The sequence below is a fragment of the Marinicauda sp. Alg238-R41 genome (assembly GCF_947331485.1).
GTDB lineage: Bacteria > Pseudomonadota > Alphaproteobacteria > Caulobacterales > Maricaulaceae > Marinicauda > Marinicauda pacifica.
Map to the genome: position 1 here is coordinate 851,974 of NZ_CAMZOJ010000001.1, position 22,516 is coordinate 874,489.

At 67.2% G+C, this 22,516-nt stretch carries 21 protein-coding genes; 14 read left to right on the plus strand and 7 right to left on the minus strand.

What is annotated here, in order from left to right; translation table 11 throughout:
* Positions 1-82: 82 nt before the first annotated feature.
* The 5 genes from PGP17_RS03915 (at position 83) to PGP17_RS03935 (ending at position 5,139) form a co-directional block, all read left to right on the plus strand.
* Positions 83-1,252: an efflux RND transporter periplasmic adaptor subunit gene (locus tag PGP17_RS03915; protein WP_270374319.1), complete on the plus strand. Its 1,170-nt coding sequence runs from the start codon at positions 83-85 to the stop codon at positions 1,250-1,252.
* Complete coding sequence (locus PGP17_RS03920) at positions 1,245-3,404, plus strand: efflux RND transporter permease subunit (protein ID WP_270374320.1); 2,160 nt, start codon at positions 1,245-1,247, stop codon at positions 3,402-3,404. Before PGP17_RS03915 ends, PGP17_RS03920 begins: the two co-directional genes overlap by 8 nt.
* Complete coding sequence (locus tag PGP17_RS03925) at positions 3,404-3,952, plus strand: efflux RND transporter permease subunit (protein WP_270374321.1); 549 nt, start codon at positions 3,404-3,406, stop codon at positions 3,950-3,952. Before PGP17_RS03920 ends, PGP17_RS03925 begins: the two co-directional genes overlap by 1 nt.
* Positions 3,953-4,057: 105 nt before the next feature.
* Positions 4,058-4,870, plus strand: coding sequence for a hypothetical protein (locus tag PGP17_RS03930; RefSeq protein WP_135945356.1), 813 nt, complete (start codon positions 4,058-4,060; stop codon positions 4,868-4,870).
* Positions 4,871-4,944: 74 nt separating this feature from the next.
* Positions 4,945-5,139: a hypothetical protein gene (locus PGP17_RS03935; protein ID WP_135945355.1), complete on the plus strand. Its 195-nt coding sequence runs from the start codon at positions 4,945-4,947 to the stop codon at positions 5,137-5,139.
* Here the strand turns inward: PGP17_RS03935 and PGP17_RS03940 are convergent.
* Both PGP17_RS03940 and PGP17_RS03945 read right to left on the minus strand, forming a co-directional pair.
* Positions 5,123-5,548 (minus strand): DUF6691 family protein, encoded by a 426-nt coding sequence (locus PGP17_RS03940; protein WP_135945354.1) that lies wholly within the window; start codon positions 5,546-5,548, stop codon positions 5,123-5,125. The two genes, PGP17_RS03935 and PGP17_RS03940, sit on opposite strands and share 17 nt — an antisense overlap.
* A gap of 11 nt (positions 5,549-5,559) precedes the next feature.
* Positions 5,560-6,000 (minus strand): YeeE/YedE family protein, encoded by a 441-nt coding sequence (locus PGP17_RS03945; protein ID WP_270374322.1) that lies wholly within the window; start codon positions 5,998-6,000, stop codon positions 5,560-5,562.
* A gap of 135 nt (positions 6,001-6,135) precedes the next feature.
* Here PGP17_RS03945 and PGP17_RS03950 point away from each other — a divergent pair, with 135 nt between their 5' ends.
* From PGP17_RS03950 to PGP17_RS03965, 4 genes are read left to right on the plus strand one after another with little or no spacing between them, the layout of a single operon-like run.
* A complete protein-coding gene (locus tag PGP17_RS03950) occupies positions 6,136-6,492 on the plus strand; it encodes an ArsR/SmtB family transcription factor (RefSeq protein ID WP_135945352.1) in 357 nt (118 codons plus the stop codon).
* Positions 6,489-7,358: an MBL fold metallo-hydrolase gene (locus PGP17_RS03955; RefSeq protein WP_135945351.1), complete on the plus strand. Its 870-nt coding sequence runs from the start codon at positions 6,489-6,491 to the stop codon at positions 7,356-7,358. Before PGP17_RS03950 ends, PGP17_RS03955 begins: the two co-directional genes overlap by 4 nt.
* 31 nt (positions 7,359-7,389) lie before the next feature.
* Positions 7,390-9,132 carry a bifunctional protein tyrosine phosphatase family protein/NAD(P)/FAD-dependent oxidoreductase gene (locus tag PGP17_RS03960; RefSeq protein WP_135945350.1) on the plus strand — a complete coding sequence of 581 codons (1,743 nt, stop codon included), beginning with the start codon at positions 7,390-7,392 and terminating at the stop codon, positions 9,130-9,132.
* 40 nt (positions 9,133-9,172) lie between these two features.
* The gene (locus tag PGP17_RS03965) at positions 9,173-10,981 is read left to right on the plus strand and encodes a SulP family inorganic anion transporter (RefSeq protein ID WP_270374323.1); all 1,809 of its coding nucleotides are present in this window, start codon (positions 9,173-9,175) and stop codon (positions 10,979-10,981) included.
* Here PGP17_RS03965 and PGP17_RS03970 read toward each other — a convergent pair.
* Together PGP17_RS03970 and PGP17_RS03975 are read right to left on the minus strand one after the other, a co-directional pair.
* Positions 10,978-11,463, minus strand: a complete 486-nt coding sequence (locus tag PGP17_RS03970) for a prepilin peptidase (protein ID WP_135945348.1) — start codon at positions 11,461-11,463, stop codon at positions 10,978-10,980. The genes PGP17_RS03965 and PGP17_RS03970 overlap by 4 nt on opposite strands.
* Before the next feature lie 68 nt (positions 11,464-11,531).
* Positions 11,532-12,602, minus strand: coding sequence for a questin oxidase family protein (locus PGP17_RS03975; RefSeq protein ID WP_270374324.1), 1,071 nt, complete (start codon positions 12,600-12,602; stop codon positions 11,532-11,534).
* Between the two features lie 120 nt (positions 12,603-12,722).
* Between PGP17_RS03975 and soxR the strand changes: the two genes are divergently transcribed.
* The 4 genes from soxR to PGP17_RS03995 all read left to right on the plus strand — a co-directional run bounded on the left by soxR (position 12,723) and on the right by PGP17_RS03995 (position 18,876).
* Positions 12,723-13,217, plus strand: coding sequence for a redox-sensitive transcriptional activator SoxR (gene soxR / locus PGP17_RS03980; RefSeq protein ID WP_135945346.1), 495 nt, complete (start codon positions 12,723-12,725; stop codon positions 13,215-13,217).
* Between the two features lie 124 nt (positions 13,218-13,341).
* Positions 13,342-14,142 (plus strand): ImuA family protein, encoded by an 801-nt coding sequence (locus PGP17_RS03985; RefSeq protein ID WP_135945345.1) that lies wholly within the window; start codon positions 13,342-13,344, stop codon positions 14,140-14,142.
* Complete coding sequence (locus PGP17_RS03990; protein WP_135945344.1) at positions 14,063-15,601, plus strand: Y-family DNA polymerase; 1,539 nt, start codon at positions 14,063-14,065, stop codon at positions 15,599-15,601. Before PGP17_RS03985 ends, PGP17_RS03990 begins: the two co-directional genes overlap by 80 nt.
* Before the next feature lie 2 nt (positions 15,602-15,603).
* A complete protein-coding gene (locus PGP17_RS03995) occupies positions 15,604-18,876 on the plus strand; it encodes an error-prone DNA polymerase (RefSeq protein ID WP_270374325.1) in 3,273 nt (1,090 codons plus the stop codon).
* A gap of 214 nt (positions 18,877-19,090) precedes the next feature.
* Here PGP17_RS03995 and PGP17_RS04000 read toward each other — a convergent pair whose 3' ends face one another.
* Both PGP17_RS04000 and PGP17_RS04005 read right to left on the minus strand, forming a co-directional pair.
* Positions 19,091-20,554 carry an ABC transporter permease gene (locus tag PGP17_RS04000; protein WP_270374326.1) on the minus strand — a complete coding sequence of 488 codons (1,464 nt, stop codon included), beginning with the start codon at positions 20,552-20,554 and terminating at the stop codon, positions 19,091-19,093.
* Positions 20,555-20,557: 3 nt separating this feature from the next.
* A complete protein-coding gene (locus tag PGP17_RS04005; protein ID WP_270374327.1) occupies positions 20,558-21,502 on the minus strand; it encodes an ABC transporter ATP-binding protein in 945 nt (314 codons plus the stop codon).
* A gap of 108 nt (positions 21,503-21,610) precedes the next feature.
* On the opposite strand from PGP17_RS04005, the gene PGP17_RS04010 reads away from it, so the two are divergent.
* Positions 21,611-22,036, plus strand: a complete 426-nt coding sequence (locus PGP17_RS04010) for a DUF1499 domain-containing protein (protein WP_270374328.1) — start codon at positions 21,611-21,613, stop codon at positions 22,034-22,036.
* Here PGP17_RS04010 and PGP17_RS04015 read toward each other — a convergent pair.
* Positions 22,012-22,509, minus strand: coding sequence for a DinB family protein (locus PGP17_RS04015; protein ID WP_270374329.1), 498 nt, complete (start codon positions 22,507-22,509; stop codon positions 22,012-22,014). The two genes, PGP17_RS04010 and PGP17_RS04015, sit on opposite strands and share 25 nt — an antisense overlap.
* Positions 22,510-22,516 lie beyond the last annotated feature (7 nt).

Genomic DNA, 22,516 nt, shown 5'->3' on the forward strand with positions numbered 1-22,516 from the left:
GACAAGCGCCCTATTTCACCGCTGAAATTTCGCGCCCGTCCGTCTAGGTTGGGTCAAGGCAAACAACCGGGAAGAGATTCGCATGTCCGAATCGACGCAGGAAACGTCACGCGGCTGGATTGGCTGGGTTCAGATCGGTGGCATCCTCGCGGTGATCGTGGTCGCGATCGTGATCACCATGGTGCTGTCCGGCGGCGGTGACGAGCAGGGCGCAGAGCCGCCCGCCGATGCCCGCGTCCCGGTTGAGGTCGTGCACCCCGACGTCGCGCCTCATCGTATCACCGTGGCCGCGACCGGTACGGTTGAAGCCAAGGCGCTGGTCTCCATCACGCCCCAGGTGGGCGGGCAGGTGCGCGAAGTCTCGGATTCCGTGCGCGAAGGCGGACGCTTCGAGGCTGGCGAAGTGCTGTTCCGCATCGACCCGCGCGACTACCAGGTCGCCGTCCAGCGCGCGCAGGCCAACCTGGCCGATGCGCGCAGTGCGCTGGCCGAAATCGAGGCCGAAGCCGATATCGCGCAGGAGGAGTGGCGCGCGACCTTTCCGGGGCGCGACATTACCGCGCTTGCCGCGCGCGAGCCGCAGCTGGAAGCAGCGCGCTCACGGGTCATGTCGGCTGAGGCCGATCTCAACCAGGCGCGGATCGATCTGGACCGGACGACCTTGTCCTTCGCCTTTGACGGGCGGGTCGTCGCCAGCCAGATCGAGACCGGACAGGTTGTCTCCCCGGGCCAGGCCTATGGACAAGTCTATTCGATCGGGGAGCTTGAAGTGGTTGTTCCTGTGCCGCCCGAGGACGCGGCCCGGCTGGGCGAGGCAGAAGGCCGGCCGGTTCAGATCCGTCTTGAAGGACACGACCGGCCCATCGCCGGAGAGGTGCTGCGCGAGGGTGCGCAGCTCGATGCGCGCTCGCGCCTGATCAACCTGTTTGTCGCTCCCGAGCAGCCCGATGCGCTGCGCCCCGGCCTCTTCGCCGACGTCGTTATCGACGGGCCGGAGCTGAGCCGGGTGCTGGCGCTCCCCGGGACAGCCCTGTCGGGACTCGACCAGGTTCATGTCGTGCGAGGCGATGAAATCGAAAGTCTGCGGGTCGAGGTGCTGGACCGCCGCGACCGGACCGTCTTCGTCGAGCCGTTCGACTATGGCGAGGGGGTGATCGTCACACCGCTGCCTGAAGGCGCGATCGGACGTCAGGCGCGCATTCTCACCGATACAGACGAGGCGGCAGACCCGCGCGAGAGCGGCGATGAGTGAAGACAATTCCCAGCGCGGCCGGCCGGCCCGCCCCGGCGGCGGGGGTGACGACCGGACCCCGCCCGGCGCAGGTCTGATCGGCTGGTTTGTCCGCAATCCCGTTGCCGCAAACCTGCTGATGATCCTGTTCCTGCTGGGCGGGGCGCTGAGCGCGGCCAATCTGCGCACCGAGGTCTTTCCCACCATCTCGCCCAGCGTGGTCCAGGTCGCGGTGATCTATCCGGGCGCGACCCCGGAGGAGATCGAACAGTCGGTGACACGCCGGCTGGAAGAGGCGGTGCTGGGTCTGGAGGGCGTGGACCGGGTGCGCTCGGTCGCGTCCGAGGCGCGCGGCACGGTGACGATCGAGCTGCTCGACTTCGCCGATCCGCAACAGGTCAAGGACGATGTCGAGACGGCGGTAGACTCCCTGCAGGACTTCCCGCCCGAAGAGGCTGAAGAACCCCAGGTCCGGGTGCCCCAACCGAGCACGACGATCCTGACTTTCGCCCTGACGGGTCCGGTCAGCGAAGGCACGCTGCGCGAAGCAGGCGAGCAGGCCGAACGTGAACTGCTCTCGCGCGACGGCATTTCCACAGTCCGGCTGCGCGGGGTGCGCGCCTACGAGATTTCCATCGATGTGAGTGAAGAGGATCTGCGCCGCTACGCGCTGAGCTTCGACGAGGTCGCCAATGCGGTGCGGGCCTCCTCGATCGACCTGTCGGGCGGCGAAATCCGCGCCGAGGGCGGGGAAATCCTGCTGCGCACCGATGCGCGGCGCGAAACCGGCGAGGAATTTGAATCCATCATCCTGCGCTCCAACGAGGACGGAACGCGCGTCAGGCTGGGCGATGTGGCGCAGATCGAGGACGGCTTCCAGGACGATCCGCTGATCTCGCTCTATAACGGCGAACCGGCCGTATTCGTGGATGTGGCGACGCAGGGCAATGAAGACCTGCTGGAAGTGCGCGATTCCGCGGCGGCATGGCTCGAGGAGACGACGCTTCCTGCCGGCGTTCATGCCACCTTGTCGGTGGACCAGAGCGAGGTCTTCGTCGACCGGCTCTCGCTGCTGGCGCGCAACGCGATTCTCGGCTTCACCCTGGTCTTCCTGCTGCTGGTCCTGATGCTGGACCTGCGCCTGGCCTTCTGGGTGGCGCTCGGAGTGCCGATCTCGTTTCTCGGAGGATTCGCGCTGTTCGGGTTTGTGGGTGTGACCCTCAACTTCGTCACCACGTTCGGGCTGATCGTGGTGCTGGGCATCGTGGTCGACGATGCCATCGTGGTCGGGGAAAACACCGACCGGGAACGGGGCAAGGACCAGCCCGAGGACAAGGCGGCCATCGCCGGCGTGACGGGCGTTGCCGCGCCGGTGCTTGTCGGCGTGCTGACGACGATGGCCGCGTTCGGGCCGCTGATCTTTTCCGGCGGCGAATTCGGCGAGATCACCCGGCCCATTCCCATCGTGGTGATCTGCATCCTCGCAATCTCGCTGGTCGAGGCCTTCTTCATCCTGCCCTCGCACCTGGCCCATGGCGGCAACTGGAGCCGCGGGCCGCTGGCGCGGGTCCAGGACCGGGTCGCCGACATGCTCGGCCGGTTTGCCCAGGGCCCGCTCTACAGCTGGGCGCGCCTTGCCGGGCGTCTGCGTTATCTGGTCGCCCTGGTCGGGATCGTCGTTGTCGTGGCTGCCGTCAGCCTGGTGGCGACCGGGGTGGTGCGTTTCGTCTTCTTCCCCGCGATCGAGGCGGAAGACATTACCGCCGATCTGCGCCTGCCCGATGGCGCGCCCTTCGAGGCGACCGAGCGCGCCGCGCGCCAGCTCGTCCAGGCCGCCGAGGCGCTCGCCGCGGAGTCCCGGGAGGACGGCGAACCGCTGATCCGGGCGATCTCGACAGTGATCGGAGGCCGGACCAGCCTGTTTGGCGGGCCGGGGACGACGACGAACACGACCATCGCGTCCAATCTGGCCCAGATCCAGATTCAGCTGACCCCGTCCGCGGAGCGTTCGATATCCTCCGCCGAGGTCGAGCGGTTGTGGCGCGAGCGTGCGGGCAGCCTGCCCGGCGTGGAGCAGCTTTCCATCGTCTCCTCGGCGGGACCGCAGAGCGGCGCCTGTCCGGGGCAGGGCGCGAGCAGGCGGAGGATTTTGCCAGCCTCCAGCGCGGGCTGATGTTCGCCCTGCTCATCATGTACACGCTGCTGGCGACGCAGCTGCGCAGCTATATCCAGCCTGTGGTGATCCTGATCGCCGTTCCGTTCGGCGCAGCAGGGGCGATCCTGGGCCATCTGCTGCTGGGCTACGACCTGTCTTTCCCCTCCATCTTCGGGATCGTGGCCCTGGCCGGGGTGGTGGTGAACGCATCCATCGTGCTGATCGACCGCTACAACCAGAATATCGGGCTGGGCATGGCCTTCTCCGAGGCGATCGCCGAAGCCACGGCGCGCCGCTTCCGGCCGATCCTCATCACGACGCTGACGACCGCGCTGGGGCTGTTGCCGATCATCACCGAGACCAGTCCGCAGGCCCAGTTCCTCATACCCATGGCCGTCAGCCTGGGGGCCGGGCTGTTGTTCGCCTCCACCCTGATCCTGACCTTGCTGCCCGCCTATGTGCTGATCGTGGAGGACATCCGCGGGCGCAAACGCGGCCGCAAGACGGCAGAGCGCGCCTATGGATCTGAAGAGTCACAGGAATCCGGGGGATCGCCCTCGTCGTAGGCGGGCGGAACGGTTAACCTCGGCTACATGTTTTGAGCGCCAGATAGAACGCGTTAAGCTTTTGAGTGATTCTCGGGGCCGCCAGGACGGCGAAAGATTATCAGAATGCAACAGCTCAAGATGGACGGAATGACCGGGGCTTCGGCCGACGCAGGCTGGTCCCACATTCTTCAGGTCGATCTTCCCGATGTGCCCGGGCGCGAGCGTCTGGCCGACCATATAGACCAGTATATCGCGCTGTTCCTGCGCGAGTTCGATGCATTCCGTTCGGCTTTCACCCGTCTGGACGCAGGCCGTTTCGGGCTCGATGCCGGGAGTGCCGACTGGGATGCCCTGGCGCGGCTGCGCGATGAGCTGGCCACGCGCCTCTTTCCCGAGAGCGAGCACTGGCGCATCTTCATCACCGAGAACGAGGTCGAGGACGAGAGCGCGTACGAGCTGGCGCGGCCTTCGCCCGATTTCGATCTCGATTTTGCAGACGGCGAGGCCGGCGCGGTCGACGCGGATGGCGCAGGGCCGACCTCGAATGAGGAGGGGCTGGATATTGCCGGCGAGTTGTCCCGCTTCCGTGAGGATCTTGGGCAAATCGCGCAATCTCTGACCGGCCACGAGGCGTTGCGCGAAAGCGTCGACCGCTTCCGCGAAGAGATGTCTGAGATGTCTGAGATATTCGCCGAGCGCGTGACCAACGCGGCCGGTACGATCGATCATGCGGCTCAGCGCATCGAGGCGAGCGCGGCTCTGATGCCCGACCCTGATCGCCTCGAACTGGTGCTCACCCGCAACGAGGCCTCGGCGGCCATTCTCGAACGCGGTGTGCGCCAGTCGCTGACCCTGCTGCTGCAGGCGGTCGAGACGATGGCCGAGCGCGGGGCGCTCGACGACGAGCCGCAGCGCCGGATCGCATCCGGCGATTAAGTTCGCGCCAGCGCTTGTATTACACTTCTGTAATGTTAACCTCATCCCCGTGACGATGCCGGGGAGGGCGCGACATGCGATATCTGATCTGTCTGACAGCGGTGGGCCTGGTGGCGGGCGCGCTGGCGCTCTGTCCGCAGAGCTTTCGCGACCGGATGGCTGAGGAAGTCACGCCCAGGGCCGAGATCGTGGAGGAGGTCGAAGTGGCCGTTCGCAGTCTGATCGACCAGTTGCACAATACCGGACCGGACCTCACGCCTGCGCCCTAGCCTGTGGCCGCCAGCGCCAGGCGAGGATCGCCGCCAGCATCGCAGCCACGAAGATGAGCACCGGCAGGGGTGCGATCAGGCTGGCGGTCAGAGCCGGTCCCGGGCAGAGCCCGGCAATCCCCCAGCCGACCCCGAAAATCGCCGACCCGGCCAGAAGGCGCGAATCCACTTTCGTGATTTCAGGCAAGGAGAATTGCTCTTCAAATACCGGCCCCTGCCGGGGCAGCACCAGCCGGTAGCCGAGCGCCGTGACGGCGAGCGCGGAGGCCATGACCAGCGCGAGGCTGGGATCCCAGGCTCCGGCGATATCCAGAAAGTTCTGGACCTTCATCGGATTGGTCATGCCCGAGACGATCAGTCCCAGTCCGAAGATGAGGCCGCTGACGCCGGCTGCGAGCGTTTTCATCATATCGCATTCTCCTAGAAAACGTGGCGCAGAAGGAAGACGGTGACGATGCCTGTGGTCATGAAGCTGGCCGTCGCGACCATGGAGCGGACCGACAGGCGTGCCGTGCCGCAGACGCCGTGGCCGGACGTGCAGCCCGACCCGAGCTGGGTGCCGATGCCGACCAGCACACCGGCGAGAATGAGCAGCGGTGCCGATACGGGCATCGAAAAGTTCGGCCGGTCTGGGCTGAACAGCATGTAAATGAGCGGGGCGCCGATCAGTCCGGCAATGAAGGCCGCGCGCCAGGCGCGGTCGCCTGTGCCGCGTCCGAGCAGGCCGCCGGCAATGCCGGAAATGCCGGCGATCCGGCCGTTGAGCGCCATCAGCATGACGGCGGCCAGCCCGATCAGCGCGCCGCCGGCTATGGCGGCGACCGGCGTGAACGGTGTGGCGTGAACCGTGGTCTCGATCATGGGCGTGTCTCCGATCCGGGAGCGCAGCGAGGGGCTGCGACAACTCAACACTTTTCAATTATCGAAAATGATATATATAGAGGGTCATGGCAAGCCTCTTCTTGCAGGCTTGTGAGGACTGACGAGGACGCACGCATGAAAGACGGTCTTGATTTCAGCGAGGTTCGCGAGCGCGCCGCAGAGGTGGCGTCGCTCCTGAAGACGCTGTCACATCCCAATCGCCTGCTGATCGCCTGCGAGCTGATGGATGGCGAACGCTCGGTATCCGAGATCGAGGCGGCCACCGGGGCGGCCCAGCCCAACCTGTCGCGCGATCTTGCGCGGCTGCGCGAGCAGGGCCTGGTCACGGCACGCCGTCAGTCCAAGCAGGTCTTCTACAAGCTGAAGGATGCGCGCCTGGAGGCCCTCATGCACGCCATGTGCGACGCCTTCGGCCCGAAACCGGCAACACACGCGCCCCGAGCGGCGCAAACCCAGGGAGCAAAGCGATGACCCGCAAGCCCGACATCAAGATGTTCTTCGACGAGCCGACGAACACGTTCTCCTATGTCGTTTCCGATCCGGAAACCAGCAAGGCGGCGATCGTCGACTCGGTTCTCAACTACGATCCCAAATCCGGGCGTACCTCCAAGCACAGCGCCGACGAGATCATCGCCTATCTCAAGGACCAGGGCCTGACGGCCGACTGGATTCTGGAAACCCATGTCCACGCCGACCACCTGTCGGCGGCGCCGTATCTCAAGGAGAAGGTCGGTGGCAAACTCGCCATCGGCTCGAATATCAAGGTGGTCCAGGACGTGTTCGGCAAGGTGTTCAACGCCGGGACCGAGTTCAAGCGCGATGGCTCCCAGTTCGACGTGCTGTTCGAGGACGGCGAGACCTTCAAGGTCGGCAATATCGAGGCGCGCGCGATTCACACGCCCGGCCACACGCCGGCCTGCATGACCTATGTCATCGGCGATGCCGGGTTTGTCGGCGATACGCTGTTCATGCCGGACTACGGCACGGCGCGGTGCGATTTTCCGGGCGGGGATGCGCGCACGCTCTACCGCTCGATCCAGAAGATTTTTGCCCTGCCCGACGAGACCCGGCTGTTCATGTGCCACGACTACAAGGCACCGGGACGCGACAGCTATGCCTGGCAGACCACTGTCGGCGAAGAGAAGACCGGCAATATCCACGTCCATGAAGGGGTCAGCGAGGACGAATTCGTCCAGATGCGCACCGCCCGCGATGCGACGCTGGAGATGCCCGTCCTCATCCTGCCCTCGGTGCAGGTCAACATGCGGGCCGGCGAGACGCCTCCGGCCGAGGATAACGGGGTTCGCTACCTGAAAATCCCGCTCGACGCGCTCTAGGGCGAAGCGGGCCGGAGGGGAGGAGACCAATATGGACCTGAAACAGATTTCGCCATTCTTCGCGGCCAGCCCGCAGCTTTCCGTGGCCGAAATCGGCATGGCGGCCAGCCAGGGCTACAAGGCCATCATCAATAACAGGCCGGACGCGGAGGAGGACGGCCAGCCCTCCTCGGCCGAGATCGAGGCGGCAGCCCGCGCGCAGGGGCTCGACTACCGCTATATTCCCGTCATCGGGGGGCAGATCGGCGAGGCGGATGTCGAGGCCATGACCGCCGCGCTGTCCGATCTCAACGGTCCGGTCCTGGCCTATTGCCGGACCGGGACGCGTTCGGTGACGCTCTGGGCTCTGAGCGAGGCTCGCCACATCGATGCCGATGCGCTGATCCGGACCGCTGCCGAAGCCGGGTACGACATCTCCAGCCAGCGGTCCCGCCTGGCGGCGCGCCTGCGCCAGCCGGCGCATGCACAGGAGGACCGCCCACGGCCTGTAGAACCGGGAGCGCGTTACGACGTCGTCGTGATTGGCGGGGGCGCGGGCGGCATTGCCAGCGCCGCGAGCATCCTGAAGCGCCGGCCGCAAACCCGCATCGCCCTGATTGAGCCGCGCGACGAGCACTATTACCAGCCCGGCTGGACGCTGGTCGGCGGCGGAGTTTTCCGGCGCCGGGAGACGGTGCGCGCGATGGCCGGGCTCATCCCCAAGGGGGTCAAATGGATCCGCGCCGCAGCGGCCAGTTTCGAGCCGGACCGCCAGGCCGTGGTGCTGGAAGACGGCACCCGGCTTGCCTATTCGGTGCTGGTTGCCGCGCCGGGGCTGAAGCTGGACTGGGATCAGGTCGACGGCCTGCGCGCCACACTCGGCAAGAACGGGGTGACGTCGAACTACCGGTTCGATCTGGCGCCGTATACCTGGGAGCTGGTGCGCAATCTGAGATCGGGCACAGCGCTGTTCACCCAGCCGCCCATGCCGATCAAATGCGCCGGCGCGCCGCAAAAAGCAATGTACCTGGCCTGCGATGCCTGGAAGCGGGCCGGGGCGCTGGACAAAATTCAGGTCGAGTTCCGCAACGCGGGCGGTACCCTGTTCGGCGTCGGCGCGTACGTGCCGGCCCTGATGGACTACGTGAAGGATTACGCGATCGACCTGGAGCTCAACTCCAATCTCGTTGCGATCGACGGGCCGAAACGGACTGCAACGTTCAAGATCATGTCCGGCGAGCGCGAAGGCGAGCTGGTCGAGCGCAGATTCGACATGATCCATGTCTGCCCGCCCCAGACCGCACCAGATTTCGTCAAGGCCTCTCCGCTCGCCAATGAGGCAGGCTGGATCGAGGTCTCCGCGGAAACCCTGCAGCACGTGCGCTACGGCAATGTCTTTGCGCTGGGCGATGCCTGTTCGGCGCCCAATGCCAAGACCGCCGCGGCGGTACGGGCGCAGGCCCCGGTCGTTGCGGAGAATGTGATTTCCGTGCTGGACGGCCGCACGCCGCGCCGGATCTATAACGGCTATGGCTCGTGTCCGCTGACCGTGGAGCGCGGCAAGATCGTGCTGGCCGAGTTCGGCTATGGCGGCAAGCTGCTGCCGACCTTCCCCTCCTGGCTGGTGGACGGCACGAAACCGAGCCGGCTGGCCTGGTTCCTGAAGGAAAAGATGCTGCCGGCCATTTATTTCGGGGCGATGCTGAAAGGCCGCGAATGGCTGGTGACGCCCGAGCGTCTTGCTCACACTCCCTCCGGTTACGAAGCGCAGGATGCGCTGCCGCCGCGATCGTGATGCCGCCGCGGAAGACTTCCGAGAAAGGTCCGTCCTGCCGATGAAACTTGCCCGCTACCTCCCGATCCTGGACTGGGGCCGCAGCTACGACGCCCGGGCATTCTCCAATGATGCACTGGCCGCATTGATTGTGACGATCATGCTGATCCCGCAATCGCTGGCCTATGCGATGCTGGCGGGCCTGCCGCCCCAGGCCGGGCTCTATGCCTCGATCGCGCCTCTGGTGCTGTACGCCGTGTTCGGCACGAGCCGCGCGCTTGCGGTTGGCCCGGTTGCCGTCGTCTCATTGCTGACGGCCGCCTCGGTCGGCCGGATCGCGGAGGCCGGCAGTCTGGGCTATGTCACGGCAGCGCTGACGCTGGCCTTCCTTTCGGGAGTCATGTTGCTGACGCTGGGCCTGTTCCGGCTGGGTTTCCTGGCCAATTTCCTGTCCCATCCGGTCATTTCCGGTTTCATCACGGCCACCGGCCTGCTGATTGCGGCGGGACAGGTGCGCCATGTGATCGGCATCGAGGGCGGGGGTCATACGCTGATCGAGATCGGGCGGGGCTTCGTGGAGAACGCAGGCAATGTAGAGCCCTACACACTGGTCATCGGCGTGTCGGCGCTGGGCTTCCTGTTCTGGAGCCGCAAAGGGCTGGCGCCCCTCCTGCGCGCCGTCGGGATGAAGCCGGGTGTGGCTGCGATGGTCAGCCGGGCCGGGCCCATCCTGGCTGTCGCGGTGTCGATCGTGGCGGTCGAGGTCTTCAATCTCGGCGCACTCGGCGTGGCGCTGGTCGGTGAAGTTCCCGCCGGGCTGCCGCCCTTCACCGTACCGAGCCTGAATGGCGAGCTCGTCGGGGCGCTCCTGTCCTCGGCGGCGCTGATCTCCATCATCGGTTTTGTCGAGTCGGTCTCGGTCGCCCAGACGCTGGCGGCCAAGAAGCGCCAGCGCATCGATCCCGATCAGGAGCTGGTGGGCCTCGGCGCGGCCAATATCGCGGCGGCGTTTTCCGGCGGCTACCCCGTCACGGGCGGATTTGCGCGCTCGGTAGTCAATTTCGACGCCGGGGCGCAGACGCCGGCTGCCGGAGCGTTCACCGCGGTCGGCATCGCCATCGCCGCGCTTGTCTTCACTCCGCTTCTGGCGAGCCTTCCCAATGCGGTGCTGGCGGCGACCATCATCGTTGCCGTAGTCTCGCTGATCGATCTTGGCGCGCTCCGGCGGGCCTACGCCTATTCACTGGGCGATTTCGCGGCGATGAGCGCGACCATCGCGCTGACGCTGCTGTTGGGCGTGGAGGCCGGGGTGGCGGCCGGGGTGCTGATTTCGCTTGGCCTCTTCCTCTACCGGACCAGCAAGCCGCATTCGGCGCTGGTCGGTCAGGTGCCGGGCACGCAGCATTTCCGCAATGTGGACCGCCATGACGTGATCACCGCCCCGGACGTTGCGACGCTGCGGGTCGACGAAAGCCTGTACTTTGCCAATGCGCGCTATCTGGAAGACCGGGTGCTGGCGATCCTCGCCGCGCAGCCGGGGCTTCGCCATCTGATCCTGATGTGCCCGGCGGTGAACGAGATCGACTTCAGTGCGCTGGAAAGCCTGGAATCGCTGAACCGGCGCCTGAAGGATGGCGGTGTCACGCTGCACCTGTCCGAGGTGAAGGGCCCCGTCATGGACCGGCTGAAGCGAAGCCATTTCCTCGACGATCTGACGGGTGAGGTCTTTCTCAGCCAGTACGATGCGTTCCGCGCGCTGGCGCCGGAGACCGCGCAGCGCGCGCTGGACGCCCGGCGGCCCGATATCTGCCCGAATGCGGAATCGGCCGGGCTCGACCGGCACCAGACAACGCCGGGGCCCGGGGCCTAGAGGTAGAGCGGGAAGCCCGGCGAGGCGATCTGCACGATCCAGACCAGAGCAATGGCGAAGGCGAGAAACGGGCCGAACGCCATCAGCGTGCGAGCCGAGACCTCCTGGCCGGCGAGGCGCAGCGCGAAGACGCAGCAGAGCGCGGTGACGCTTGCCAGCAGGACGATGAGCGGCAGGGCCGCGACCGAGCACCAGGCCCCGCCCGCCGCCAGCAGTTTCGCATCGCCCCGGCCTAGCCCGTCACGGTCGCGAAGCTGGCGGTAGGCCAGCTCGATCCCGACAAAGACCAGATAGCCCAGCGCCGCCCCGGACAGGTGCAGCCAGATATTGCGGTCCAGCCAGAGCGCCGCCGCCAGTCCGGCCGCGATCAGAGGCAGGGTCAGGATATCCGGCAGGCGGTAGGTGCGCGCATCGATCCAGGCCAGGACGGCGAGGGCCGGCAGGAGCACCAGGCTGGACACGATGAGGGCGGGCGCGATCATGCGCTCGTCTTAGCGTGCCCGGCGCGCGATGTCCGCCGTCTTGGGCGATGCGCTGCACCTTCGCCCGGTCAGGCCGAAACCGCCTCTATCGCGCGCACGCTCGCCTCGATCGCGGTGCGGTTGCCGGTACGCAGATAGGCGCCCAACGCTGCCTCGGTGAGCTTGACGGCATGGTCGTCGCGCGTCGCCTCGGCGCGGCGGGAAAGATGCTGGGCACTGTCGTCGGGCATGGCGGTGCGCGCCGGCAGCGCCTCTGGCAGGGTCTTGGGCAGGAAGGCGGCTTTCAGAGCGCAGCCCGCGCCGAACGCCCCGGCCAGAAGCGCGCGTCCGGTGCGCTCGCCGGTGACCGCCATCATCTCGCGCGCGGCGCTTGCCCCGGTCACGGCGTGGGTGAAGACGACCATGGAATAGGGTGTGCTGATAGTCTCGACGAACAGGTCCAGAAAGACCTCGATCAGCGCCTCGGCCCGTAGTGCCGGATCGCCGGAGAGGTCTGCGCCGGCGATGTGGGCTGCGAACCCGTCGAGCCCGGCAATCTGCAACAGCCCTGCGCTGATCGATCCGCTCTGCGGACGATGGCGCGCCTCCACCAGGGGCAGGGTTTCGAGCACATCGCGCAATGGTCTTGAACCGGCCCGCAGCCCGGATGCGGGCTGGCGTCCCGGCAAGGTGCGGTACATGGCCGCCCAGGCCGCGAGCGCGTGGGCCAACTCGGTCCGGCGCGACAGGGTGTCGGCCCGGCGCAGCGCGCGCACGGCGTGACCGGTGCGGACCGGGCCATGGACCGCAGCGGTGATGTAGCCGGGAGCAAGCCGGCGGGCCCATCTGTCCAGGACCGGTATCCAGCCCTGTGCCTCGATCTCGTCTGCAAAATAGATGACCCAGTCGGCGAAGCGCGTGCGCTGTCCGAGCGCCGCGGCCAGATTGTCGGCCCGGATCGGTTCAACGGGCCCCATCACCGGCAGAAACCGGCTTTCCTCTTCCGCGATCCAGGCCGGGGCCCTGTATCCGAGCCCCAGGGCGTGAAGTGCTTCGATCACCATCGGCAGGTGATTGAAATTGCCGTTGTCCAGATTGGGGGCGCAGGTGTGGAGCCGATCCAGCAGGCTGTCATAGGCGGGGTGAGCAAGCGCGTTCATGAGCGGTCGTCCTTTGGTCCGTGTTGCAGGGCGCGTCGTGCGGTGTGTTGCTCACGCTAGTTTCTCAAGTTAACTTGAGGTCAAGCTCTTATTTTCGGTGTTTTCAAAAGGGGATCGCTCATGACCGGCCGAGCCACGCCTGAGAAAGGGTCTGACGCCTCGGGCGGGACCAAGCGGGCAAGCGATCTTTTGACGATTGGCGACATGGCCCGGCGAACCGGCCTGTCGGTTTCGGCGATCCGGTTCTACGAGGAGAAGGGGCTGGTCTTCCCGCACCGCAATGCCGGGGGGCAGCGCCGCTTCCTGCGCTCGGACGTGCGCCGGCTGTCCTTCATCGTGATCGCCCAGCAGCTTGGCCTGACGATTGGCGAGATTCAGGCGGTGCTGGCCCGCCTGCCCGAAGGACGCACGCCCAACCGGGCCGACTGGACGCAGATTTCCGCAGGGATCCGGACCCGGATCGATGACAAGATCGCCCAGCTGACGCGCACCCGCGAGCGGCTGGACGGGTGTATCGGATGCGGCTGCCTGTCGCTGAAGGCCTGCCAGCTTTACAACCCCGGCGACCGTGCGGCCCGGCAGGGAAGCGGCCCGAGACGCTTGCTGGCCGACTGAGTCCCGGTCCGCCGCCGACTCACCGGGTCGCTTGACTCCCGAAGGCGTGAGAACAAAGATAAAACATCTATCGGCCGCAGTCCGGGAAGACAGTCTCATGCGCCCTCGTGCCGACCGTCATTCCATGACGGATAAAGCCTCAAAACTGAAGACTTTGCGTCAGGAGATAGGCGCGCTGGAGGCCAGCGAGACCCGGTTTCGCACACCGACCCGGCTGGAGCTTCCGGCCCGCGCCGGACCGGTTAGCGAAGTGTGGGCCGATGAGGAGGGGCAGGACCCGCTGGCGTCCTTCCGTCAGCAGGCCGGCCTGCATGAAGTGCGCCCCGACACCTATCTGGACGGGCCGCTGGCCTTTGCCTTCGCGGCGCTGTGGCTTGCCGGACTGGACAGTGACCGGCCCGTTCTGTGGGTACATCAGGCAGGCAGCCGGCTCGATTTCGGCGGACCGTGCCCGGACGGGCTGATGGCCCGCGGGCTCGATCCCCGGCGGCTGGTCCGCGTGCGTCCGCGCGCCATGAGCGATGCGCTGTGGGCGATGGAGAACGGGCTGAAAGCCGGACTCCTGGTGCTGGGCGAGGCGGGCGGAGACCGGTGCGATCTGACGGCGACCAAGCGCCTGCACCAGGCGGCCAAGGCCCGCGCGACCAGCCTGATGCTGGTGCGCCCCCATGACGCGAGCGGGCCGAGTGCCGCTTTGACCCGCTGGCGCGTCGCCCCGCAAGCCAGCCGCGCGGCCGCCTATCGCGGCGCGGGCGGGTTGCCTGGCCCGGGCAGCCTGCGCCTGCGCGCCGTGCTGGAGCGACAGCGCGGCGGCGCCCCCGACCAGTTCGAACTTGAGTGGACTCATGACCCGTTTTGCCGCGCTCAGCCTGCCCCGGTGGCCGACCGACCGGCTGCGCCTGTCCCGCGCCGTCTTACCGGATAGCCTGGCGCGTCCGTGCGTCTTGACCCTGTCCGGCGCGGGCGGGGAGCGGCTGCATGCCCTGACCGCCCATGGCGAGGCGGCGGGTCTGACGCGCGGCATGGGTGTTGCCGATGCGCGCACGCTGGTGCCGGCCCTCAAGGCCCATCCGGCCGACCCGGAGGGCGACCGGGCCGCGCTGATGCGCCTGGCGCGCTGGTGCGGGCGGTTCTCGCCCTGGACGGCGGCCGATCCGGGCGAGCCGGGGCTGGACGGTGTCTTGCTGGACATTACCGGCTGCGCGCGGGTGTTTGGCGGAGAGGCGGCCTTGATGGACCGGCTGGTGGGCGAGGTGCGCGCCCTGGGCCTGGAGGCGCATGGGGCGGTAGCCCCGACGCTGGGGCTGGCTTGGGCGCTGGCGCGGTTTGCCGCCCCCGGCGATGCACGCGGCTGGGCCGGGGCGGACGGCCCGCGCGGCGTGCTGGACGCGCTGCCTGTGGAGGCGCTGAGACTGGGTGACATGGCCGCTACGCTGCGCCGTTTCGGCCTGAAGCGGGTCCGCGATCTGTTCGCCATTCCGCGCGCCGATCTTGCCCGCCGCTTCGGCACCGATCCGGTGCGCCGGCTCGACCAGGCGATGGGGGTGGAGCGCGAGGTGCTCGACCCGCTCCAGCCGCGCGCGGACCTGCGCGCGCGGGTCCGCTATGGCGACGGGCAGCAGACGCTGGACGCGGTCAAGGACGGGGCGGCACGCGCGATCGAGCGCCTGTGTGCCGAGCTGGAGCGCGAAGAGCTGGGCCTGACCCGTTTGCGCATGACGCTCTACCGTGTCGACGGTCAGGCGCGCGACCTGATCGTGGGCACGGCAAGGCCAAGCCGCGACGCGGCCCATCTGGTGCGTCTGCTCAACGAGCGCCTGGACCGGGCCGAGATCGATATCGGCTTTGGTATCGACCTGTTCGAGGCCGCCGCCAGCCTCGCCTCGCCGCTGACCGGCGGCCAGGGCGATTTTCATGGGGCGGGCGAGGCCGAGGCAGACATGATGCGCTTGGCCGATCAGCTGATGGCGCGCCTGGGCCGGGAGGCAGTGATGCGGGCCGAGGCCGGCGACAGCCATCTGCCCGAACGCGCCGGCCGGTTCGTGGCCATGGACGGCCAGGCGCCGGCCTGGCCGCGGCGGCGCGAAATCCGTCCGCTTCTGATCTTCGACCGACCCGAACCGGCCGAGGCCGTTGCGGAAATCCCCGACGGCCCGCCGCGCCAGTTCACCTGGCGCCGCATCCGTCACCGGATCGCGCGCGCCGAAGGGCCCGAACGCATTTCACCGGAATGGTGGCGCGCTGCGCCGGGAAGCGGGCCCGGGCGCACGCGCGATTATTTCCATGTCGAAACCGAGGACGGCCGGCGTTTCTGGCTCTATCGCGACGGGTTGTACGGGCGGGAAGCGGGCCAGCCGGCCTGGTTCGTTCACGGTGCGGGGTAGGCATGATGGAGTATGCCGAACTCGCTGCGGCGACGAATTTCACCTTTCTGCGCGGAGCCAGCCACCCTCACGAGATGGTCGAGGCGGCCAAAGCGCTGGGGCTGTCGGCCCTCGCCATTACCGACCGCAACACGCTGGCCGGCGTGGTGCGTGCGCATCTGGCTGCCCGGGAAGCCGGCATCAAGCTTCTGATCGGCGCGCGCCTGGTGACCGTGGAGGGGGTAGAGCTGATCTGCCTGCCGCGCAACAAGGACGCCTATGGTGCGCTGGCGCGGCTACTGACCGATGCCAATTTCCGCGCCGCAGACCAGGAGAGAGAGGGGCGGGTGACCCTGGCGGACGTGGCAGCCGCCGGGCCGGACCAGGTCCTGATCCTGATTCCGCCTGCCGCGCCCGAGCCGGACTGGCAGCGTGAGGTGAGCGCGTTCCTGAACCGGTGCGAAAGCCCGGTCGAATACGGGCTGGTGCGTCATTTCGACGGGCAGGACGGCGCGCGCCTGGCGCGTCAGACGCAAGAGGCCGCAGACTGGGGCCTGGTTCCCGTGGCGCTGGGCGATGTCCTGTTTCACGGCGCCGAGCGGCGAGAGATGGCCGATATCCTGACCTGTATCCGCGAGCATGAGCGCATCGATACGGCCGGACGCAAGCTGGCCGCCCATGCCGAGCGCCATCTTAAAAGTCCGCAGGAAATGGCGCGCCTGTTTGCAGGGTACGAAGCAGCCGTGGCGCGCAGCGCGGCGCTGGCGGCCCGGGTCGATTTCTCCCTCGACGAGCTGGTCTACGAATATCCCGAAGAAGTGATCGGGGAGGGCGAAACCCCGATGCAGACCCTGACGCGCCTAACTTGGGAGGGGGCACACCGGCGCTACCCGGCCGGGGTGCCGGACAAGGTGAGGACGGCGATTTCCTACGAGCTCGGGCTGATCGAGGAGCTCAACTATCCCTCCTACTTCCTGACCGTCCACGACCTGGTACGCTTTGCCCACTCGAAGGGGATTTTGTGCCAGGGGCGCGGATCGGCGGCCAATTCCTCGGTCTGCTTCGCGCTGGGCGTGACCGAGGTGGACCCGGCCACGATCGATCTGCTGTTCGAGCGGTTCGTTTCGGCCGAACGCAACGAACCGCCCGATATCGACGTCGATTTCGAACATCAGCGCCGCGAAGAAGTGATCCAGTACGTGTACGAGAAATATGGCCGCCGCCGGGCGGGAATGACGGCGGTGGTGTCCTGCTATCGCCCGCGCGGGGCAATCCGCGAGGTGGGCAAGGTGTTCGGCCTGACCGGCGACGTTCTGGCCGCACTGTCCAAGGCGATCTGGGGGTGGAAGGACGGCCTGTGCGATAATGTCATCCGCGACGAGCTGGGCCTCGATCCGTCGAGCCCGGCGCTGGCGCGCACGCTGCACCATGCGCGCGAGCTTCTCAGCTTCCCGCGCCATCTTTCCCAGCATCCCGGCGGATTCGTGATGACGCTGGGCCGCCTCGACGAGATCGTGCCGGTGCGCAAGGCGGCGATGCCCGAACGCACGGCCATCGAGTGGGACAAGGAGGATATCGAGGCGCTGGGCCTGATGAAGGTCGATGTGCTGGGGCTGGGCATGCTGTCCTGCGTCTCACGCGCGCTGGCCATGCTGGAGGGCGAGTACGGGCGCAAGCTGGCGCTGGCCGACGTGCCCGGCGAGGACACGCGCGTCTATGACATGATCTGCAAGGCCGACACGATCGGCGTGTTCCAGATCGAAAGCCGGGCGCAGATGACCATGCTGCCCCGCTTGCGGCCGCGCACCTTTTACGATCTCGTCATCGAGGTCGCCATCGTGAGGCCCGGCCCGATCCAGGGCGACATGGTCCATCCCTATCTGCGCCGGCGCGACGGCAAGGAGAAGGTGGATTACCCGTCCGAAGCGCTGCGCCAGGTCCTGGAAAAGACGATGGGCGTGCCGCTGTTTCAGGAGCAGGCGATGAAGATCGCCATCGTGGCCGCCGGCTTCAGCCCGGCCGAGGCCGACCGGCTGCGCCGCTCGATGGCCGCTTTCCGCCGGTCCGGCACGATTGCGGAAATGGGCGACCGCCTGATCCGGGGCATGGTGGCCAACGGCTATGAGCGCGATTTTGCCGAACGCTGCTTCAAACAGCTCGAAGGCTTTGGCGAATATGGCTTTCCCGAAAGCCATGCGGCGAGTTTCGCCTTGATCGTCTATGTCAGCTGCTGGCTGAAATTCCATTATCCCGACCTTTTCCTGACCGCGATGCTGAACGCCCAGCCGCTGGGCTTCTACGCGCCCGCCCAGCTGGTGCGCGATGCGCGCGAGCATGGCGTGATCGTGCGGCCGCCCGACATCAATCATTCCGGCTGGGACTGCACGCTGGAAGCGCCGGAGCCGGGCGAGCGGACCCGCCTTACCCCGGAAGGGGGCGGCGCAAGGGCGGTGCGTCTGGGCCTGCGCCAGATCAAGGGCCTGTCCGAAGTGACCGCCGCCCGCCTGGTGGCCGCGCGCGAACAGGGCGGGGCGTTCTGCAGCATGGACGACATGGTGCGCCGCGCCCGGCTGTCCCGGGGCGAGGCCGACCGGCTGGCGCGCGGGGATGCACTGCGCTCGCTGTCGCTGGACCGCCGGGCCGGCGGCTGGCAGGCCCTGGCGGTCTCCGGCCCGGACCTGCCGCTCTTTGCCGAAACAGGCGAGGGGCATTCGCCTGCCTTCGCGGTTCAGGACGCGCACGGATTCTGCCTGCCGCAGATGAGCGCGGCCGAGCATGTGGCGGCCGACTATGCCGTGCTCAGCCTGTCGCTGAAGGCCCATCCCGTCAGCTTCCTGCGCGAGGACCTGCACGCGCGCGGCTACCGGACGTGCGCTGATCTGAAGCGGGTGCGCAACGGGGCGCGGCTGGGCCTGTCGGGGCTGGTGCTGATCCGCCAGCGGCCCGGCACGGCGAGCGGTGTGATCTTCATCACGCTGGAAGACGAGACGGGTGTGGCCAATCTGGTGGTCTGGCCTTCGGTCTTTCACCGCTTCCGGCGTGTGGTGATCGGAGCGAAGATGATCGGCGTGACTGGCCGGGTGCAGCGCGAGGGCGAGGTGATTCATCTGATCGCCGAGCAGTTGATCGACCAGACCGGCTGGCTGTCACGTCTGACCGACGACCCGTTCGAGGGCACCCTCGCGCGGGCCGACGAGGTGAGCCGGTCAAGCGCGGACGCCCGCATGAAGCCGCGCCGGCATGGCGCGCTGGCGCCGGCTGGCCCGGCCCTGCCCAAAAGCCGGGATTTTCATTGATATGCCTTGCCGCAGGAGCAGCCTGCAGCTGGTCGAGTGCCGTGAGAGTCGAAAACGCCGGGGACGCGACTCCTACTACTACCACGACTCTCATTCTGCCCGAGGTCGGCCGGGAAGGATGCAATTGAGAAAGAGCCGGCGTGCAGTGTGGGGCCTCAGGTGCGGGCGGGGATTAGGCGCGGCGGAATGCGAGCGCCGCGGCCGTCACGCCGCGTCACCCCGTCTTGCCCAGCCGGAACCAGCGCTTGACGGAATCCACATTGGCCTGGCTCAGCGCGCCTTGCCGGAAGACGGCCGTGGCCCCCCACAGAACGCCGACCATGGTGGCCAGCATGAGCAGGGTCGTGCCCGCGATCTCCCACAACGGAGGCTCGGTCGGCAGGCGCGCCATCATCAGGAAGGGAGTCCACAAGGGCACCCAGCTGGCCATCGCGACAAAGGCCGAATCCATCGATTGCATGGCAAAGGACAGGATGATCAATGGCGCCATCAGGACCAGGATGATCGGGCTCATCAGGCTTTGCGCGTCCTGCAATGTCTCGCACAGCGAGCCGAGCGCCAGGAAGATCGCGCCGAACATCAGATACCCCACGATGAAGTAGCACAGGGCCGCGGCGAACAGGCCGGGCTTCACGATGCCGCTCAAGAGCTCGGCCATTTCCGGATCGAACGAGGCGAGCGCAGTGCCGCCCGCCGTCGCCACGACCGAGCCGACCACGCCCCAGACCGCGAACAGGGTGAAGCTGACGCACGCGACGCCGGCCAGCTTGCCGATCAGGATTTCATGAAAGCGCGCGGTGGAGAGCAGCACCTCGATGATCTTGCCGCCCTTCTCCTCGATCAGGCTGGTCAGCAGCATGTTGGCGACCGAGAAGACCGAGGCCCACAGGATGAAGGCCAGTGCGATGGACAGGACGAAGGGCACCCGGTCGGCGCCCGTCACTTCACGTTCGCCTTCGGCCTCCACGCTGGGATCGACGCTGCGCATTTCGGGCTGGAGCTGGTCGAGCGCGGCGATGCGCGCCTCGCTCAGCCCTTCCGATCGCAGAAGCTCTTCCTGAAGCTCGTCTTCGAGCACCCGGCGGGCATCCTGGGCAATGGCATTGTCGGTCAGATTGGTCGAATACCAGGTCAGGGAGAGCGGGGTCTCCGAGCCGCGCCGGATCACAAGCGCCCCGAAGAGCGGCCGTTCACCCTCCGGCGTCGACACGGTGCGCTCGCCGGTGAGCCAGGGACGCAGCGCCTCGGGCGTTGCCGCCGGAGGTTCGACGCGCATCCGGTTGCCCGATCCGGCCGCGAGCCCGGCGGCTGGAGCCGCCTCCATGCCGAGCGCCTCAAATCCCGCATCCAGCCCGGCCTCGGGGGTCGCGGCCTCGTCGAAGCGCTCCAGCGCCTGCGTTCGCGCCGCCTCCGGCCGGGTCATGGCCATGGCTTCCAGCGCGGCACGGGCGCGTTCGCGGCGTTCGCGCTCGACGCCCGCCTGAACCAGGGCGTCGTAGCCCTCGCCCGTCTCGTCGATCACGACGTAGTAACGGGTCGGCTGGGAGGATTCCACGAGGACGGGGATCGCCGCGCCGACCACCAGGAAAACCGGAACCGACAGCAAGGACAGCCAGAAGCCCCAGGTGGCCACATAGGACAGGTATTCGCGCCGGGCGATGAGATAGATGGCTCGCATGGTTCAGGCCCTTTCGGCGAGGGTGTCGGCCGGGTCGGAGACCAGCTGGACAAAGGCGTCGTGCAGGTGCGGGCGCAGCGGTTCGAACCGGCTGAGGGCGATGCCCGCATCGACGCAGGCCTTCAACAAATCCTGCGGCGTGGACTTGCCATTGAGCACGACGCGCCAGATGGCCATGCCCTCGCTGTCCGTGCCTGCGCGCGACACAGCGCCGAACGGAGACAGGAGCGCGGTCAGCTCCTGACCGGGATCGACGCCGAGATCGACCTGGCGCGGCACCACGGCCAAGGCCTCCTCGACGCGGCCATCGAACACCTTCTCGCCGCGCGCCATCAGCACGATCCGGTCGCACAGACGCTCGGCGTGCTGCATGACATGGGTGGAGAACAGGATGGTCGCGCCGGCGTCGGCCTGCTCGCGGATCATCGCTTCTAGGACGCCCTGATTGACCGGGTCCAGGCCGGAGAAGGGCTCGTCAAGGATGATGAAATCGGGCTGGTGGACGATGGCCGAGAGAATCTGGACCTTCTGGGCCATGCCCTTCGACAACTCCTTGATCTTCTTGTCGGCGGCATCGCCGAGCGAGAAACGCTCGAGGAGTTCCAGCGCGCGCGTCCGGGCCTGGCGGGCGGGCATGCCCTTCAGGCGGCCGAACAGCGTGATGATCTGCCGGGCCGTCATCTTGCGGTAGACGCCGCGTTCTTCGGGCAGGAAGCCGACCCGGTCGAAGGCGCGGGCGGTCGGTTCGGCGCCGAACAGGCGCACCGAGCCGCTATCCGGCGCGATGATGCCCAGCGCCATGCGCAGCGTCGTCGTCTTGCCGGCTCCGTTCGGTCCGAGAAAACCTGTAATCTCGCCGGTCCGGGCGCCGAACGACACCGACTTGACGGCCGGCTTGGTCCCGAACGTCTTGCTCACCGATTGAACTTCGAGCGCAAATTCGCTCATACCCACTCCCACCCTTGTCACTTTTGCGTCAGTCTTAGGCGGTTCGCGCCCTCAGGGCCACAGGCGATTCCGCCCTGCCACGTGCCCCGCAACCCATCTGGAGCCTTCATGACCGACCGCCCCTTTCCGCTGGATTTCTCGAGTTTCACCCCCGATCCGAAACCGCGCACCTGGCTTGTCCTGCCTTCGGATTTCGAGGCCGACGCCGAGCCGGACGAGACCAGCTCCTGGTTCGAGGCCGATCCGCAAACGGTGCTGGAGGCTTTCATCGGCGCGGGCCTGGATGACAAGCGGACCCAGCTCGTGCGCCGTGAAGGGCTGCAGGCCGAGTTGATGCAGAAAAGCGCGATCTTCGGTTTTCGCGACTACATCACCGTGGAGGCGGTCTCAAGCGGCGCGGGAAGCCAGCTGGCCGTCTATTCGCGTGCCATGGTCGGCCACTGGGATATGAATGTGAACAAGAAGCGCGTTCGTGCCTGGCTCGAGGAAACGGTGTCGCGGATCGGGGCTCAGGCGCTCGGTAGCGCGAAATAGAGCAGGTCCAGCGCCGGGGGCTCGGCGACGCCCAGCTGGCGCAGCATGTTGGTAGCCTGCCCGCGATGATGGGTCTGGTGATTGAAAAGGTGGGCAAGAACCACGCTGCGCTGGAGCGTCTTGGGTTCGTCGCGCGTGGTGCGGTAGGCGAGGTCCTGCTCCAGCGCGGCCTCGTCCAGCCCGGATACGAAATCGATCAGCTGCCGGTCCTCGAGCTCGCGTGCCTCGCGCAGCGCCTCGAATTTCTCGTACAAGGTCTCATCCAGGCTTTGCGGCGGCACACCTTGTCCGGTCAGGCGGTTCAGCCAGATCCGGTCGGCCACCAGAAGGTGATTCAGCGTGCCGTGCAGGCTCTTGAAATAGCCCTTGATGTCGCGCTTCCGCTCGAAATCGGTCAACGCCGTCGCCGCATCGTACAAGCGCGCATTGGCCCACGTGTTGTAGTTCGCAAATCGGACAAAATGGGCTTTCATCGACACC